General features: G+C 74.8%; 15 protein-coding genes. 8 read left to right on the plus strand and 7 right to left on the minus strand.

Translation table 11 applies throughout. From position 1 onward, the window contains the following. Positions 1 to 56 precede the first annotated feature (56 nt). Complete coding sequence (locus FE634_RS00210) at positions 57 to 1289, plus strand: M15 family metallopeptidase (RefSeq protein WP_148240224.1); 1233 nt, start codon at positions 57 to 59, stop codon at positions 1287 to 1289. A gap of 27 nt (positions 1290 to 1316) precedes the next feature. Here FE634_RS00210 and FE634_RS00215 read toward each other — a convergent pair whose 3' ends face one another. The 3 genes from FE634_RS00215 to FE634_RS20830 form a co-directional block, all read right to left on the minus strand. Next, positions 1317 to 1697 carry a thiol-disulfide oxidoreductase DCC family protein gene (locus FE634_RS00215; RefSeq protein WP_138874739.1) on the minus strand — a complete coding sequence of 127 codons (381 nt, stop codon included), beginning with the start codon at positions 1695 to 1697 and terminating at the stop codon, positions 1317 to 1319. Positions 1698 to 1831: 134 nt separating this feature from the next. Further along, complete coding sequence (locus FE634_RS00220) at positions 1832 to 2431, minus strand: TetR/AcrR family transcriptional regulator (RefSeq protein ID WP_187366772.1); 600 nt, start codon at positions 2429 to 2431, stop codon at positions 1832 to 1834. Positions 2432 to 2439: 8 nt separating this feature from the next. Beyond that, the gene (locus FE634_RS20830; RefSeq protein ID WP_187366773.1) at positions 2440 to 3873 is read right to left on the minus strand and encodes an SGNH/GDSL hydrolase family protein; all 1434 of its coding nucleotides are present in this window, start codon (positions 3871 to 3873) and stop codon (positions 2440 to 2442) included. Positions 3874 to 4029: 156 nt separating this feature from the next. Here FE634_RS20830 and FE634_RS00225 point away from each other — a divergent pair, with 156 nt between their 5' ends. Further along, positions 4030 to 5004: an NADPH:quinone oxidoreductase family protein gene (locus FE634_RS00225; RefSeq protein ID WP_137294546.1), complete on the plus strand. Its 975-nt coding sequence runs from the start codon at positions 4030 to 4032 to the stop codon at positions 5002 to 5004. Then, a complete protein-coding gene (locus FE634_RS00230; RefSeq protein ID WP_138874741.1) occupies positions 4997 to 5788 on the plus strand; it encodes a 2-phosphosulfolactate phosphatase in 792 nt (263 codons plus the stop codon). Before FE634_RS00225 ends, FE634_RS00230 begins: the two co-directional genes overlap by 8 nt. 21 nt (positions 5789 to 5809) lie before the next feature. Here the strand turns inward: FE634_RS00230 and FE634_RS00235 are convergent, their stop codons facing one another. Continuing rightward, positions 5810 to 6103, minus strand: coding sequence for a putative quinol monooxygenase (locus FE634_RS00235; protein ID WP_137293097.1), 294 nt, complete (start codon positions 6101 to 6103; stop codon positions 5810 to 5812). Positions 6104 to 6144: 41 nt separating this feature from the next. On the opposite strand from FE634_RS00235, the gene FE634_RS00240 reads away from it, so the two are divergent. Beyond that, positions 6145 to 8115: a M13 family metallopeptidase gene (locus FE634_RS00240; RefSeq protein WP_187366774.1), complete on the plus strand. Its 1971-nt coding sequence runs from the start codon at positions 6145 to 6147 to the stop codon at positions 8113 to 8115. Positions 8116 to 8145: 30 nt separating this feature from the next. Here FE634_RS00240 and FE634_RS00245 read toward each other — a convergent pair whose 3' ends face one another. Beyond that, positions 8146 to 8367, minus strand: a complete 222-nt coding sequence (locus FE634_RS00245; RefSeq protein WP_138874742.1) for a hypothetical protein — start codon at positions 8365 to 8367, stop codon at positions 8146 to 8148. Between the two features lie 139 nt (positions 8368 to 8506). On the opposite strand from FE634_RS00245, the gene FE634_RS00250 reads away from it, so the two are divergent. Beyond that, the gene (locus FE634_RS00250) at positions 8507 to 10606 is read left to right on the plus strand and encodes a DEAD/DEAH box helicase (RefSeq protein ID WP_138874743.1); all 2100 of its coding nucleotides are present in this window, start codon (positions 8507 to 8509) and stop codon (positions 10604 to 10606) included. Positions 10607 to 10664: 58 nt separating this feature from the next. On the opposite strand, the gene FE634_RS00255 is transcribed toward FE634_RS00250, so the two are convergent. Beyond that, positions 10665 to 12008 carry a TrpB-like pyridoxal phosphate-dependent enzyme gene (locus FE634_RS00255; RefSeq protein ID WP_138874744.1) on the minus strand — a complete coding sequence of 448 codons (1344 nt, stop codon included), beginning with the start codon at positions 12006 to 12008 and terminating at the stop codon, positions 10665 to 10667. 79 nt (positions 12009 to 12087) lie between these two features. On the opposite strand from FE634_RS00255, the gene FE634_RS00260 reads away from it, so the two are divergent. From FE634_RS00260 to FE634_RS00270, 3 genes are read left to right on the plus strand one after another with little or no spacing between them, the layout of a single operon-like run. Beyond that, positions 12088 to 12966, plus strand: a complete 879-nt coding sequence (locus tag FE634_RS00260) for an LLM class flavin-dependent oxidoreductase (RefSeq protein ID WP_148240225.1) — start codon at positions 12088 to 12090, stop codon at positions 12964 to 12966. 29 nt (positions 12967 to 12995) lie between these two features. Beyond that, a complete protein-coding gene (locus tag FE634_RS00265) occupies positions 12996 to 14048 on the plus strand; it encodes a hypothetical protein (protein ID WP_138874745.1) in 1053 nt (350 codons plus the stop codon). Positions 14049 to 14091: 43 nt separating this feature from the next. Next, positions 14092 to 15132, plus strand: a complete 1041-nt coding sequence (locus tag FE634_RS00270) for a hypothetical protein (protein WP_138874746.1) — start codon at positions 14092 to 14094, stop codon at positions 15130 to 15132. Between the two features lie 46 nt (positions 15133 to 15178). Here the strand turns inward: FE634_RS00270 and FE634_RS00275 are convergent, their stop codons facing one another. After that, the gene (locus tag FE634_RS00275) at positions 15179 to 15604 is read right to left on the minus strand and encodes a hypothetical protein (protein ID WP_138874747.1); all 426 of its coding nucleotides are present in this window, start codon (positions 15602 to 15604) and stop codon (positions 15179 to 15181) included. Between the last annotated feature and the right edge of the window lie 18 nt (positions 15605 to 15622).

Genomic DNA, 15622 nt, shown 5'->3' on the forward strand with positions numbered 1-15622 from the left:
CGGGATCGGCGACGCGACGTGGGTGCGGCCTCTACCCTCGACGGCGAGGAGGGCACATGCGCCGACGCACCCGCACGCTGGCCGCCGCGACGGCGGTGCTGCTGGCGACCGCGTGCGGCACCGACGCCGCCGCCCCCGACGAGTCCGCCCCGAGCGCCCCCGAGGCCGGCACCACGACGCCGGCGACCCCGGACGCGACCCCGCCGCCCACTGGCACCGCGGCGCCGACCCTCGACCCGGCGTTCGCGGTCGCGCCGCCCGGGCGGCGCACGGGTCCGGTCACGGTCGGCGACATCCTGGTGTCGTCGAAGGCGACGCTCGACCCGGACGTCGTCGAGCGGGTCGCCGACCTCGACGGCGTCGTCGCCGTCACCACGATCTCGCTCTCGAACGTGCCGGTCGAGAACAAGGTCTACAACCTGGCCGCGGTCGACCCCGCGCAGTACCGGCTCTTCACCGTCGCCGACAGCGCCGACTTCCAGGACCAGTGGGACCGCGTCGCCGGTGGGGAGGTCGCGGTGGCCTCGGCGCTGGAGGAGAGGCTGCCGCTCCAGCCCGACGACTTCGTCCAGCTCGGCAGCGGCGGGGAGGACGCCGCCGTCCACGTCGGCGCCTACGCGCCGCAGGTCGAGCAGATCGACATGGTCGTGAACGCCAAGCGCGGCGAGGCGCTCGGGATGGTGCCCGACAACGCGCTCGTCATCAACACCGGCGAGACCGCGCCCGGCACCCTGCGCGAACCGATCGAGGACATCGTCGGCGACGCGGTCTCGGTGCAGAACCTCGACGCCGTCGCCCGCTACGGGCTCGACCCCGACGCGTTCTTGTCGGTGCAGCTCCTCGGCAGCTTCGCCGACGCCGTCGGGGTGTTCAACTACACCCCCACCACGGGCGGCCGGATCGTGCCCGACCCGGCCTGGGTGTCGAGCCACATCACCACCGAGGTGGTGCCGATCCTCGGCTCGGTGACCTGCAACAAGTACATGATGCCGCAGCTCAAGGCGGCGCTGGCCGAGATCGTGACCCAGGGCCTGGCCGCGGAGATCAACCCCGGCGAGTACGCCGGCTGCTACTACCCCCGCTTCATCGCCGGCTCCACCACGCTCTCGAACCACTCGTTCGGCCTGGCCTTCGACATCAACGTCCCCGGCAACGGCCGCGGGACCGTCGGCGAGATCGACCGCGGCGTCGTCGCGATCTTCAAGCGGTGGGGTTTCGCCTGGGGCGGCGACTGGAGCTACACCGACCCGATGCACTTCGAGCTCGACCGGATCGTCCGCCCCGGCTGACCTGACCCTGGGCGTGGTTGGGCGGCGCTAGGAGATCCGGCAGGCGTCGGTGCTGCCCGGCATCCGGTAGCGGTTCGCCGCGACCCAGCGGTAGACGACGTCGGCGAGCGGGCGGACGGGCCTGGCGTAGACGAGGTGGCCGAGCACCCGCCACCCGCCGCGACAGGACCTCAGGGCAGCGGCGACCGCGCCGGCGCCGCGGGCGGTGACCCGGCCGTCGGCGTCCAGCCAGTACGCGGCGGTCGTGACGTCGTCGACGGTGAGACCGAGCGGCTCGAGGTCGAGGGTCTGCCAGGGCTGGGTGGTCGCGGTGCCGTGCGAGCCGACCCAGTCGGCGGTGCGGGTGCAGAAGCCGCAGTCGGCGTCGTACACGATCGTGCCCCGGGCATCCGTGCGGTCGCGGCTCATGACCCCAGTGTCGCTCGGGCTGCGAAATCGACGTCGGCCCCGACTGGGCGGCCCATCCCTGAACTTGTTGCCCGGGATCCCGGCCCCCCAGTTCAGGTTTCCCCGGTCGACCGGGGAAACCCCGCCCCCCCGGCTCAGACGCCGAAGCGCGCGCGCAGGTACGCCGCGACCATCCGGGCCAGCTCGTCGACGGCGACGTCGCGGCCCTCGCCGACGGGGGCGCGGACCAGGGCGTGGCGCACGGTCTCGACGCAGAGGGCGACGACGCGGCGGACGTCGGCGTCGGGGGCGTCGGTGCCGGCGGCGCGGACGGCGTCGGTGAACAGGTCGAGCACCTGCTCGCGCACCTGGTGGGCCGGGGAGTCGCCCCGCTCGGGCGGCAGCTCCTCGGTGAGCCGGTAGTAGCCGGGGTGGGAGAGCTGGAGGGCGGCGGCCTGCCCGACGAGGGTGGTGACGACGGCGTCGAGGTCGGCGCCGGGTCCGATGCCCGCGACCGTGGTGGCGTAGGGCGGCATCAGGTCGGCGAGGTAGCGGCGGGCCAGGGCGTCGGTGATCGCGGCCTTGTCGGGGAAGAAGCGGTAGAGCGCGCCGACGCTCAGCCCGGCGCGGGCCGCGATGCCGCGCGTGCCGGCGCCCGCGAGCCCCAGCTCACCGATCTCAGCCTCCGCCGCGTCGAGGATCCGCTCGACGGTGGCGCGGGAACGGTGCTGCTGGGGCGCGCGGGCGCTGGTCACGGCGGGCGTCAGCCGACGGTGATCGAGCCGTCGGGCTGGCGGGCGCAGGTCAGGTCGCCGGCGGCGGTGCCCCACGCGTCGGCGAGGCACTGGCCGAGCACCTGGTGGCCGGCCGCGCTGGGGTGCCACGACTCCTGGCAGGTCTGGTAGTAGTCCTGGCAGGTGTTCGTGACCCGCTTGATGTCGAGCTTGTCGAACGGCCCGAAGCTCTCGACCTTGACGCCGGTCGGCCCGTCCATCACCCGCAGCGGCGTCGCCAGCGCGCTGCCCGGGCTGCCGGCCTGCTCGCACAGCCGGGCGCCGTCGAAGGCGTGCTGCACGTTGAGGTAGGTGAGGTCGAGGCCGGGGCGCTCGGCGCGCAGCGTGGCGGCCGCGCCGCCGACCATGGCACCGAGGCTCTGGCTGAACCGGTGGGCCGGGGCGAGGGTGGCGACGTCGGCGGGGCAGCCGGCGGCGTAGCGCTCGTCGACGAGGCGGCGGTACTTGTCGCGCTCGTCGTCGCGACCGTCCTCGGTGAGGTACTGCTCGGCGAAGGCCTCCGGCAGCGGGTTGGTGTAGTCCTGGAGCACGATGCGGTGCTGGCCGTCGGGGTCGATCTCGGCGAGGACGTCGACCACCTGGCGCAGCGCGGCGGTGGTGTCGGCCTGGGCGGCCGCGAACTGCGCCGGGCTGCCGAGGTCGGCGTCGGTGCACGGGTCCTCGTTGAGCTCGGTGCCGCTGATCCAGTTGATGAGGTCGATCCAGACCTCCCACCAGCCGGTGTAGCCGTCGCCGACGAAGCGGCCGGCGCACTCGGCGGCCACCGTGCCGAAGGTGAACTGGGCGTTGTTGGAGCCCAGTCCGATCAGCACCAGGTCGATGTCGCCGGTGGCCGCGACCTGCCGGAGCTGGTCGATCTGGCTGGCGACCGTCCGACCGCTCTCGCGGGCGCTCGACGGGTTCGCCATGTCCTGCGGCTGCGCGCCGCTGCAGGCGATGTTGACCCGCTGGGCGATGCCGGCGAGGTCGGCCACCGCGATGCTCGCGTTCGGCGAGCGGTGGCAGAAGTACGGGTTGGCGTTGGGCGCCGACCAGCCCGGGAAGCCCTGGCTGACGCCGGCCTGGTCGGTGACCGCGGCGTAGTCGCCGGCACCCTCGCCGCTGATGAAGGAGTCGCCCATGGCGACCGCGGTCGGCGGCAGGTCGGCGGCCGCGACCGCCCGCTCCTGCTCGACGCCACCCCGCTCCTGTTCCACGCCGCCCCGCTCCTGCTCGACGCCGCCGAGCTCCTGCTCGACCGGCGCGGCGCGCTCCTGCTCGACGGGACCGAGGGACGGGTCGGCCGCGCGGGCCTGGCCGGCGGCGCCGAGGGAGGCGAGGGCGAGCGCGGCCGTCGCGACGGCCGCCGTCCGCCTGATCGCTCGGCGCCCGCCCGCGGGGCGCCTGGTGGCTCGTGTGGACATGGTGGACCTCCCGAGAGACACGGCCCACGAACGCGAACCGTTGTTCGCATCCTTCGCCGACCGCCGGGGCTCGTCAAGGGCGGACGCCGGGAAGGTTCCTCCCGGCGCGGGCCCGGTCCGGGGGCGGGGCGCGCCGGTGCTGGTTGGATGGCGGGCATGCGCGCACTCCAGGTCGTCACCCTCACCGGACCCTCCGACCTCGTCGTCAACGACGTCCCCGAGCCGACGCCCGGACCCGCCGACGTCCTGGTCGAGGTGCACCGCGTCGGCGTCGCCTTCCCCGACCTGCTGCTCAGCCGGGGCGAGTACCAGATGAAGCCCGAGCCGCCCTTCTCCCTCGGCGTCGACGTCGCGGGCACGGTGGTCAGTGCTCCCGACGGGTCGGGCTTCGAGCCCGGCGAGCGGGTCGCGGCGGTCGGCGGTTGGGGCGGCGCGCAGGAGCGGGTCGCGATCCCCGCCGAGTTCACCTTCGCGCTGCCCGACGCCCTGTCCTACGACGAGGGCGCGGCGCTGCCGATGAACTACCTGACCGCCGAGTTCGCCCTCCACGAGCGCGGCGGGCTGCGCGCCGGTGAGACCGTGCTGGTCCACGGCGCGGCCGGCGGCCTCGGCACCGCGACGATCCAGGTCGCCAAGGGCATGGGCGCGCGGGTGATCGGCGTCGTCAGCAGCGAGGCGAAGCGGCAGACCGCGACCGACGCGGGAGCCGACGAGGTCGTCCTGCTCGAGGGCTTCAAGGACGCCGTCAAGGAGGCCACCGGTGGTGCCGGCGTCGACCTGGTCGCCGACATCGTGGGCGGGCCGGCGTTCCTCGACTCCCTGCGCTGCCTGCGCCGCCAGGGCCGGCTGATCGTGCTGGGCTTCGCCTCCGGTCTCGGGATCCCCGAGGTCAAGGTGAACCGGCTCCTGCTCACCAACACCGACGTGCGCGGCGCGGCCTGGGGCGAGTTCGCGATGAGCACGCCGGGCTACATGCAGGAGCAGTGGGCGCGGCTGGTGCCGATGATCGAGTCCGGCGCGGTCCGGCCCCCGGTGGGCCGGCTCTACGAGCTCGAGGACTTCGGGCAGGCGCTCGTCGACATGGACGAGCGCCGCGCGCTCGGCAAGCTCGTCGTCCGGGTCCGTGACTGACGCCTTCGACCGCGCCCACACCCAGGCCGGGCACCGTGTCCGGCTGGAGTGGGGGCCGACCGGCGCGGCCGCGATCGCCGGGCCCGCCGACGTCGCCGTGGTGGTCGACGTGCTGTCGTTCACCACGACGCTGGTCGTCGCGCTCGACCGTGGCACCACCGTCCACCCCTACCGCTGGAAGGACGAGCGCGCCGCGGCCCACGCCGCCGAGCACGACGCCGTCCTGGCCGTCGGGCGGCTCGGGGCGCGGCACGGCCGGGCGGGCACCTCCCTCTCGCCCGCCGCCCTGGCCGCGCTCGCCGCGGCCGACGTGCCCGAACGCCTCGTGCTGCCCTCGCCGAACGGCTCGACGATCTGCTCCGGCCTCGCCGACCGGGGCTGCGCGGTGGTCGGGGCCTGCCTGCGCAACGCCGCCGCGGTCGCGGCCTGGCTGGCCCCGCGGGTCGCCGGCGGCGCGACCGTCGCCGTCGTCGCGGCCGGTGAGCGGTGGCCCGACGACACCCTGCGCCCGGCCGTGGAGGACCTGTGGGGCGCCGGCGCGGTGCTCGCCGCGCTCGCGGACGCCGTCGGGCCCGGTGCCCTCAGCCCCGAGGCGGCGCACGCGGCAGCGGCCTACCGCGCCGTCGCCGGGACGCTCCACGAGTCGCTGCTCGCCTGCGCCAGTGGCGCCGAGCTCGTCGACCGTGGCTTCGCCGACGACGTGCGGGTCGCCGCCGAGACCGACGTCAGCACCGTCGTCCCGCTCCTCGTCGACGGCGCCTTCCGCCCCGCCCCCGCGCGGTAGTCGCGGTCGCGGCCGGTGGGGTCAGAGCGGGGTGAGCGGGTGGATCGCGACCTCGCCCTGGAGCAGGGGTCCGGCGACCTCGAAGGCCGTGGCGACGTGGGGCTGGGTCATGTGGAGGTCGAGGTCGGCCTGCGACTCCCACTCCTCGACGGTGACGAAGAGCCCGGGCACGGCGGCCGACTCGTAGACCTCGTAGCCGAGGCACCCCGCGTCGCCGCGCGAGGCCTCGGCGAGCGCCGCCAGCGCCGGTGCCGCGTCGGCGGACCGGGCAGGGTCGATCGGGATGGTGGCGACGACGCGCAGCGAGGAGGTCATGCCGTGACCCTACGGACGTCGGGGCCCGGCGGATAGGCTCGATGACCGTGAGCATTCTCGACGACGCCCGCGAGGGCATGGACCTCGACATCCGCCCCCAGGACGACCTCTTCGGCCACGTCAACGGCCGGTGGCTCGACACCGTGGAGATCCCCAGCGACCGCTCGAGCTGGGGACCGTTCGTGCAGCTCGCCGACGCGGCGGAGGCGCAGGTCAAGGAGATCATCGAGTCCCTGGCCCTGGCCACCGCGCGCGGCGACGTCGGCCCCGACGACGAGGACGCCCGCAAGATTGGCGACCTCTTCGCCTCCTTCATGGACACCGACGCGATCAACGCGCGCGGGATCGAGCCGCTGCGGCCGCTCGTCGAGGCCGTCGACGGCCTGCGCGACGTCCGCGACCTGGCGGCGTTCCTCGGGGAGTTCGAGCGGATCGGCGGTCACGGCCTGTTCGGCTCCTACGTCGACAACGACGACAAGGACTCCGACCGCTACCTCGTCAACCTCGTCCAGGGCGGGCTCGGGCTGCCCGACGAGTCCTACTACCGCGACGACAAGTTCGCCGACAAGCGCGAGGCCTACCTCGCCTACCTGACGCGGCTGCTCGGCCTCGGCGGGCACCAGGACGCCGCCGCCGCGGCCGCGACCGTCCTGGCGATCGACACCCGGCTCGCGGCCGGGCACTGGGAGCGCGCGGAGACCCGCGACGTCCAGCGCACCTACAACCTGATGACGCGCGATCAGCTCGTCGAGCTCTGCCCGGGCTTCGACTGGGACGCCTACGTCACCAACCTCGGCGGCAACCGCGCCACCATCGCCGAGGTCTGCGTGCGCCAGCCGTCCTACTTCGAGCACCTGTCGACGGTGCTCGCCGAGGTGCCGCTCGAGGACTGGCGGGCCTGGCTGCTCAGCCACGTGCTTCGCTCGTGCGCTGCCTACCTCACCGACGAGCTCGTCGAGACCAACTTCGACTTCTACGGCCGCACCCTCAACGGCACGCCCGAGCTGCGCGCGCGGTGGAAGCGCGGCGTCGCCCTCGTCGAGGGCGCGATGGGCGAGGCAGTCGGCAAGGAGTACGTCGCGCGGCACTTCCCGCCGTCGTCCAAGGCGCTGATGGACGAGCTGGTCGCCGACCTGATGGAGGCCTACCGGCAGTCGATCTCCGCGCTCGACTGGATGACCGACACCACCAAGGAGCGGGCCTACGAGAAGCTCGCGACCTTCCGGCCCAAGATCGGCTACCCCGAGCGGTTCCGCGACTACTCCGGGCTCCGGGTCACCCGCGACGACCTGCTCGCCAACGTGCACGCCGCGTCGGCGTTCGAGACCGACCGCCAGCTGGGGAAGATCGGCGCCCCGGTCGACCGCGACGAGTGGTTCATGCTGCCGCAGACCGTCAACGCCTACTACAACCCGGGCACCAACGAGATCTGCTTCCCGGCCGGCATCCTGCAGAGCCCGTTCTTCAGCCCGGACGCCGTCCCAGCCGAGAACTACGGCGGGATCGGCGCCGTGATCGGCCACGAGGTCGGCCACGGCTTCGACGACCAGGGCGCGCAGTACGACGGCCAGGGCAACCTCAACGACTGGTGGAGCCCCGACGACAAGGCCGCCTTCGAGCTGAAGTCGAAGGCCCTCGTCGAGCAGTACGACGTCTTCGAGCCGCGGGCCCTGCCCGGCGAGCGGGTCAACGGCGCGCTCACCGTCGGCGAGAACATCGGCGACCTCGGCGGCCTCACCATCGCCCTCAAGGCCTACGCGATCAACCGCGCCCGGCACGGCGAGGAGACCACCCAGGAGGGCCGCGAGACGCTGTTCCTCAACTGGGCCTTCGTGTGGCGCACCAAGCGGCGCCCGGAGCAGGAGCAGCAGTACCTCACCGTCGACCCCCACAGCCCCCCGGAGTTCCGCGCCAACATCGTGCGCAACCTCGACGAGTTCCACGAGGTCTTCGGCACCGTCGAGGGCGACGGGCTGTGGCTCGACCCATCCGAGCGGGTCCGCATCTGGTAGCGGTGCGGCGCCGTCGCCGGCCCGGCTACCTCAGCGGACGACGACGGCCAGCACCGGGCGGTGCTGCTCGCCGCGGGCGCGGAGCCCGCCGCGGCGGCGCACGGCGTTGGTGACGAAGACGACCCGGTCCGGGCCCGACTCGGCGGCCGGCAGCTCCTCCAGGACGACGGAGCCCGTGGGCGTGCCGGTGCCGGACGTGCTGCCGGAGGTGCTGCCGGTGGTGTTGCGACGTGACGTGGGGTTCTGGCGCATGCCGACAGCCTCCTCACGGGGCTTTCGGAATCCTGGGGGAAACCTGTCGGGCCCTCGCCGGTGCGGCCCGGACGGCTCCGGCGCCGGTGCCTGTGGAGGGCCGGTACGGGCCGTCGGTGTCCGCTGGTAGACACACCCCATGGAGTCCCCGACGACCACCGTGACCCGCGAGCGGGCCGAGGCGCACCTGCGCGCCCTGGTCGGCCGGGACGACGTGAGCCTGCGCGACGACCAGTGGACCGCGATCGAGGCGCTCGCCGTCGCGCGGCGCCGCGCGCTGGTCGTGCAGCGCACCGGCTGGGGCAAGTCGGCGGTCTACTTCGTGGCCACGCTGCTGCTGCGCGCCGAGGGCGCCGGGCCGACGGTCATCGTCTCGCCGCTGCTGGCGCTGATGCGCAACCAGATCGCCGCCGCCGAGCGCGCCGGCATCCGCGCGGTCACGATCAACTCCACCAACCTCGAGCAGTGGGACCAGACGCACCGCGCGATCGCGGCCGGTGAGGTCGACGTCCTGCTGGTGAGCCCGGAGCGGCTCAACAACCCGGGTTTCCGCGACGAGGTGCTGCCCGCGCTGGCGGCGACGTGCGGCCTCCTCGTCGTCGACGAGGCGCACTGCATCAGCGACTGGGGCCACGACTTCCGCCCCGACTACCGCCGCATCCGCACCCTGCTCGGCGACCTGCCCGAGGGCATCCCGGTGCTGGCGACCACCGCCACCGCGAACGCCCGGGTCACCGCCGACGTCGCCGAGCAGCTCGGCACCGACGCGCTGGTCCTGCGCGGCACCCTCGACCGCGAGTCCCTGCGGCTCGGCGTCGTGCGGCTCAGGACGGCCCAGCAGCGGCTGGCCTGGCTGGCCGACCACCTCGCCGAGCAACCCGGCTCCGGCATCGTCTACTGCCTCACGGTCGCCGCGACCCAGGAGGTCGCCGACTACCTGCGCTCCCGCGGGCACGACGTCGCGGCCTACTCCGGGCAGACCGAGCAGACCGAGCGGCTGGGCCTCGAGTCGGCGCTGGCCGAGGGCCGGGTGAAGGCCCTGGTGGCCACCAGCGCGCTCGGCATGGGCTTCGACGCCACCCTCGGCTTCGTCGTCAACCTCGGGGCGCCGCAGTCCCCGGTCGCCTACTACCAGCAGGTCGGCCGCGCCGGCCGTGGTCTCGCCGACGGCGAGAGCGCCACCGTCGTGCTGCTGCCCGCGCTGGAGGACCGCGACATCTGGGCCTACTTCGGCTCGCTCTCCTTCCCGCCCGAGCAGCAGGTGCGCCAGACGCTCGAGGTGCTCGCCGAGGAGGGCCGGTCGATGTCGACGGCCGGCCTCGAGACCCGCGTCGAGCTCAGCCGCACCCGCCTGGAGCAGATGCTCAAGGTGCTCGACGTCGACGGCGCGGTCCGCCGGGTGCGCGGCGGCTGGGAGGCCACCGGGCGCGACTGGTCCTACGACGAGGAGCGCTACCGCCGGGTCCGCGAGGCTCGCGAGCGCGAGCAGGCTGCGATGCTGGCCTACCTCGACACCGACGTCTGCCGGATGCGCTACCTGCGCGAGCAGCTCGACGACCCCGACGCCGTCGACTGCGGCCGCTGCGACAACTGCGGCGGCCTCACCCTCGACGCCGCCGTCTCCGACGTCGCCGTCGCCGAGGCCACCGAGCGCCTCAGCCGCCCCGGCGTCCCGATCGAGCCCCGGCGGATGTGGCCCACCGGCCTCGCCGCGATGGGCATCGAGCTCAAGGGCAAGATCGCGGCCGGGGCCGAGGAGGGCCGCGCGATCGCCCGGCTCACCGACCTCGGCCACGGCCAGGCCCTGCGCGCGCTCCTCGCCGCCGGCGCGGGCGACGTCCCGGTCCCCGACGGGCTGGCGCGCGCCCTGGTCGACGTCCTGATGGACTGGCGCCCGCAGGTGCACGGCATCGTCGTCGTCGAGTCGATGAGCCGACCGACGCTCACCGCCGACCTCGCCGCCAACCTCTCCCGCTTCCTCAAGAAGCCCGTCGTCGGCCGCTACGCCGTCGTCGACCCCGACATCGAGCCCGGCCGCGGCGCGATGAACTCCGCCCAGCGCGTCTCCGCGGTGGGCCGCCGCTTCGCCCTCGAGCTCGACGAGCCGGTCGAGGGGCGCTCGCTGCTCCTGGTCGACGACCTCGTCGTCACCGGCTGGACCCTCACCCGCGCCGCCGTCGCCCTGCGCGCCCGCGGCGCCGACGCCGTGCTGCCGCTCACCCTCGGCGTCGAGCGCTGAGCCGGCCCCGACGCCGCCGCGACGGCCTCCGCCGGTGCAGCCGCAGTCCTCGTGCCGGTCAGATCGTGGGGACCCCCGCCAGCGCGGCGTCGAGGTCGGCGTCGGAGAGGACGTCGTCCTCGAGGCGGCCGGCCAGGAAGCTCTCGTAGGCGCCGAGCTCGAGGAGCCCGTGGCCGGAGAGACCGATCACGATGACCTGCTCGTCGGTCGCGGCCAGGGCCTCGCGGCGGGCCTGGGCCAGGGCGTGCGACGACTCGGGTGCCGCGACGACGCCCTGGGTGCGGGCGAACTCGACCGCGGCCTCGAAGCACTCGCGCTGGTGCAGGGCGGTGGCCTCGACCAGGCCCTCGTGCACCGCGTGCGAGACCAGCGGCGCCATCCCGTGGTAGCGCAGGCCCCCGGCGTGGATCGGCGAGGGCACGAAGTCGTGCCCGAGCGTGTACATCTTCATCAGCGGCGTGAGGCCGGCGGTGTCGCCGAAGTCGTAGCGGTACTCGCCGCGGGTGAGCGTCGGGCAGCTGGTCGGCTCCACCGCGAGGATGCGCGGGTCCTGGGTGCCGGCGAGCTTCTCGCGCAGGAACGGGAAGGCGAGGCCGGCGAAGTTCGACCCACCGCCCGCGCACCCGACGACCAGGTCGACCTTCGTCTCGCCGGCCTTGGCCAGCTGGCGCAGGGCCTCCTCGCCGATCACGGTCTGGTGCAGCACCACGTGGTTGAGCACCGACCCGAGGGCGTACTTGGCGCCCTCGTCCTTCGCGGCCATCTCGACCGCCTCGGAGATCGCGATGCCGAGCGACCCGGTGTGGTCGGCCGGGAAGGCCCGGCCGGCCTCGGTGAGCCGGCTCGGTGAGCGGTGCACCTTCCCGCCGAACACCTCGATCAGGGTGCGGCGCTGGGGCTTGGTGTCGTAGGAGGCCCCGACCTGCCAGACCTCGCACTCGGCGCCGAACAGCGAGCACGCGTAGGACAGTGCGGTGCCCCACTGGCCGGCGCCGGTCTCGGTGGTCAGCCGGGTCGTGCCGTTGACGACGTTGTAGTAGACCTGCGGGATCGCGGTGTTGGTCTTGTGCGAGCCGGCCGGGGAGACGCCCTCGTACTTGTAGTAGATCCGCGCCCTCGTGCCGAGCCTCTGCTCCCAGCGGCGGGCGCGGTACAGCGGGCTCGGCCGGTACTGCCGGTAGACCTCGAGGACCGGCTCCGGGATCTCGACGTACCGCTCGCCGGTGACCTCCTGGGCGATCAGCTCCATCGGGAACAGCGGCGCGAGGTCGTCGGGCCCGACCGGCTGGTGGGTGCCGGGGTGCAGCGGCGGCGGAGGCGGCGTCGGGAGGTCCGCGACGATGTTGTACCAGTGCGTGACCTCCTCGGACGGGTCGAGGGTGAACATCACCGGATCGCTCATGCGCCGGAGCGTAGTGGCGCCGGCGCCCGGCGACCAGGGGTTGCGGCGCAGCAGGGGGGCGGGCTCGTAGGGTCGGGGCATGCGTTTCGGGATCACCCTGCTGACCGACCTCCCCTGGGCCGAGGCCCGGCCCCGCTGGTCGGCCGTGGAGGAGATGGGCTTCGACCACGCCTGGACCTACGACCACCTGGTGTGGGGCGGCCTGCCCGACGCCCCCTGGACGTCGTCGACCCCGGTCCTCGGCGCGGCCGCCCAGGTCACCTCGAGGATCGGTCTCGGCACCCTGGTCGCCTCGCCCAACTTCCGGCACCCCTACCTGCTCTTCCGCGACGCCCAGGCGCTCGAGGACCTCAGCGACGGACGGTTCCTGCTCGGCGTCGGCACCGGCGGCAACCTCGACGCCGAGGTCCTCGGCGACGCGCCCCTGAGCGTGGGGGAGCGCGTCGAGCGGTTCCAGGAGCTCGTGCGGCTCCTCCTCGACCTCCGCGACGGCGACCACGTGACCTCCCGGGGCCGGTGGTTCTCGACCGCCGGTGCCCGCACGCTGCCGCCGTTGCGCCGGACCCCGTTGCTGGTCGCCGCCAACGGCCCCCGGTCGCTGCGCTTCGCCGCGGCGGTGGGCGACGGGTGGGTCACCACCGGGGGACCGGCCGACACCGTGGACGAGTGGTTCTCGGGCCTGGCGACGGCGGTCGCGACCTACGACGAGGCGTTGACGGCGGCCGGTCGCGGGCCGTGCCCCCGCTACCTGCTGACCGACGCCGCCCCGCAGCTCGGCGGCGCGGGCCGCTTCGCGCTCACCAGCCCGGATTTCTTCGCCGAGCTCGCCGGCCGGGCGGCCGAGCTCGGCTTCACCGACCTCATCACCCACTGGCCGCGGCCGGAGTCCCCCTACGAGGGGTCGGTCGACGTCCTCGAGCGGGTGGCCGCGGACGTGCTGCCCGCCCTCCAGGCCTAGATCGCCCCGCGCGGGGCACAGTGCCCTGCGTGACCACCGCTCCCTTCGCCTCCTCGGCCACCCCGCCCCAGCCCCCCGCCCCGCCGCCCGCGGCACCGTCCTGGCGCCCGGCGTCGCTGCGGGCCGACAGCGCGATCGTCGGGCTCGGCGTCGCCCTGCTGGCCGCCGCGATCGTGATCTCCACCCTCTACTCCCGCGCCGACGGCGACCTCGACTGGTCGACGTACGCCGTCGGCCTGGTCGCCACGATCGGGCTGCTGGTCGTGGGCGCCGGCATCCGGCTCACCTACGCCGGCGCCGACGGGACGACCGACCTGTCGGCGTGGCCGATGTCGTTCGGCGCGGTCGGTGCCGGCCTGATGACGGGCGTCGCCCTCGACGACGCCGCCGCCTCCGCCTACGTCGCCGGTCTGCTCGTCCTCGCACTGGCCGCCGTCGCGTACGTGCTGTCGCCGAGCGCGCCGCCGGTGGTGGCCGCCGTCCTCGGCCTGCTGCTCGTCTACGCCCAGACGCTCGACGACACCGGGCTCGTCGACACCGAGGACGAGGGGTTCATCCAGGCCGCCGTCGCGGTCGCGGTCTTCGTGCTGCTCGTGAGCGCCGTCGCCTGGTTCCTGCCCGGCGCCCGCGTCGTCGTCGGGGTCGCGGCCGGCGCGGTCGCCGTGGCGGCCTACCTCGCGCTGATGGCGGCCATCGCCTTCGCCAGCCTCTTCGCCGGGTTCGCCTCCTTCGACCCCGAGGCCACCGGGCCGCCCGAGGAGCCGAGCTACGACAACGACGTCTACGTCATCCTGGCGCTCGCGACCCTGCTCGTCGCGGCCTGGCTGGTCGCGGCCTACCTGACCGACGCCCCCGGCTTCCGCCTGGTCGGCGTCGCGATGGTGGCCAGCGTGCTCCCCGCCGGCATGGCCGTGCTCGCCGTCGAGCACCCGAGCGTGTGGGCGCTGGTCGTCGGCGTGCTGGGTGGTGCTGCCCTCGTGCTCGTCGCGGTGCGGGCCCGCGCCGTCGCCACGCAGTCCCGCCCGACCCCGCCGGCCCAGGCGGGGCCGACGTCGCCCCCGCCGCCGCCGTACGCCGGCTGACCGCGCTGTCCCGGCCGGGTGCGCGTCCGGCAGGATGCCTGGGGTGAGCGATCGGGCGGGACGCGTGGTGCTCCACGTGGGCGCGCCCAAGTCGGGCACGACCTACCTCCAGAGCCGCCTGCACCGCAACGCCGCATCGCTGGCCGCGCACGGCGTGCTGGTGCCGCGCGCCGACGCCGCCGACGGGCCCGCCAGCCTGGCCTTCCGGGCGGCGCTCGACCTCACCGGCGTCCGCCTGGGTCGCGGGCGCGGCTACACCGACGGCTGGTGGGACCGGCTCGTCGCGGTCGTCGGTGACCACGTGGCCACCGGTGGCCCGGCGGTGGTCAGCGACGAGGCGTTCGTGCGCGCGGACGCCGCGGCAGTGGCGCGCGCGCTGGCCGACCTGCGGGGCACCGGCGCGACGCTGGAGGTCGTCTACACCGCGCGCGACCTCGCCCGCCAGCTCGTCTCGGGGTGGCTCGAGGGCCTCAAGCACGGCGGCACCCGCACCTTCGGCGCCTACCTCGAGGCAGCCCGCGACGGCGAGCTGGGGGCGGTGCGCGCCTACGACGTCGCCGCCGTGCTGGGCCGGTGGGCCGAGGCGCTCGGCGACGCCGGCCGGGTGCACCTCGTGACGGTGCCGCCCGAGGGCGGCGACCGGAGCCTGCTGTGGACGCGCTTCCTCGGCGTCGCCGGTCTCGACCCCGCGTGGGCGCCGGTGGAGGCCGCGCGATCCAACGACGCCGTGGGCCTGCCCGAGGCGCAGTTCCTCCGCGTGCTCAACGAGCGGCTGGGCGCGGCCGCGTCCCGCGGCGGCCGGCTGCACGCGGTGGTGCAGGACGTCGTCCGCGAGGGGCTCGCCGAGCGCGGCTCGCCGCGGGTGCGGCTCGACCCGCGGCACGCCGGCTGGGTCGAGGAGCGGACGTCGGACTGGCTGGCCTGGGCGCGGGGCTCCGGCGTCGACGTGGTCGGCGACCTCGACGACCTGCGACCGGCGCCGGTCGACCCCGCGACCTGGGAGGACCCCGACCGCACGGTGCCCGCCGCGCTCGACGCCGCCGACGCGGCGCTCGCGGCGGTGCGCGCCGCCCGCCGCCGGTAGCCGCGCCGGTAGCCACACCGGTAGCCACGCCGCAGGCCCGCGGTGCTCACGCCGCGAGGGAGTCGAGCGGCAGCGGCAGCAGGTCGACGTCGGTGGCCAGGTGCACCACCTCGGTCGGCACGCCGAGCTCGCGGCAGGCCTCGACGAGGCCCCGCGCCCACGCGCGGTCGACGTCGGTGACCCCGGCCCCGGGCCGGCTGCGCAGGAACGCCCAGCGACCACCGGGGGCGACGTCGTCGAGCAGGTGGGCGGCGAGCTCGGCGAAGCCGGTGAGCACCTCCGGCTCGGGCACCCGGTCGCAGTCCTCGACCTGGGTCAGCTGCGGCAGCGGGTGGTCCTCGGCGTCGATGAGCATCATCCAGGTGCTGTGTGCGGAGAAGCCGAGCGGCTCCACGAGGTGGCGCCAGGCGCGCTCGAGGTCGGCCTGGCTGCGGATCACGGGACGGTGGGGCGGGGGCGGTGTCGGGTCCATGGCCACAGGGTCACCCAG

It is taken from the genome of Nocardioides sp. S-1144 (assembly GCF_005954645.2).
Classification (GTDB): domain Bacteria; phylum Actinomycetota; class Actinomycetes; order Propionibacteriales; family Nocardioidaceae; genus Nocardioides; species Nocardioides dongxiaopingii.

Bases quoted from the DNA above. Each gene is read 5' to 3' on its own strand.
- FE634_RS00255 (WP_138874744.1), bottom strand. From the start codon at position 12,008: ATGAGCGATCCGGTGATGTTCACCCTCGACCCGTCCGAGGAGGTCACG.
- FE634_RS00250 (WP_138874743.1), top strand. From the start codon at position 8,507: ATGGAGTCCCCGACGACCACCGTGACCCGCGAGCGGGCCGAGGCGCAC.
- FE634_RS00210 (WP_148240224.1), top strand. From the start codon at position 57: ATGCGCCGACGCACCCGCACGCTGGCCGCCGCGACGGCGGTGCTGCTG.
- FE634_RS00260 (WP_148240225.1), top strand. From the start codon at position 12,088: ATGCGTTTCGGGATCACCCTGCTGACCGACCTCCCCTGGGCCGAGGCC.
- FE634_RS00215 (WP_138874739.1), bottom strand. From the start codon at position 1,697: ATGAGCCGCGACCGCACGGATGCCCGGGGCACGATCGTGTACGACGCC.
- FE634_RS00240 (WP_187366774.1), top strand. From the start codon at position 6,145: ATGACCGTGAGCATTCTCGACGACGCCCGCGAGGGCATGGACCTCGAC.
- FE634_RS00225 (WP_137294546.1), top strand. From the start codon at position 4,030: ATGCGCGCACTCCAGGTCGTCACCCTCACCGGACCCTCCGACCTCGTC.
- FE634_RS00275 (WP_138874747.1), bottom strand. From the start codon at position 15,604: ATGGACCCGACACCGCCCCCGCCCCACCGTCCCGTGATCCGCAGCCAG.
- FE634_RS00245 (WP_138874742.1), bottom strand. From the start codon at position 8,367: ATGCGCCAGAACCCCACGTCACGTCGCAACACCACCGGCAGCACCTCC.
- FE634_RS00235 (WP_137293097.1), bottom strand. From the start codon at position 6,103: ATGACCTCCTCGCTGCGCGTCGTCGCCACCATCCCGATCGACCCTGCC.
- FE634_RS20830 (WP_187366773.1), bottom strand. From the start codon at position 3,873: ATGTCCACACGAGCCACCAGGCGCCCCGCGGGCGGGCGCCGAGCGATC.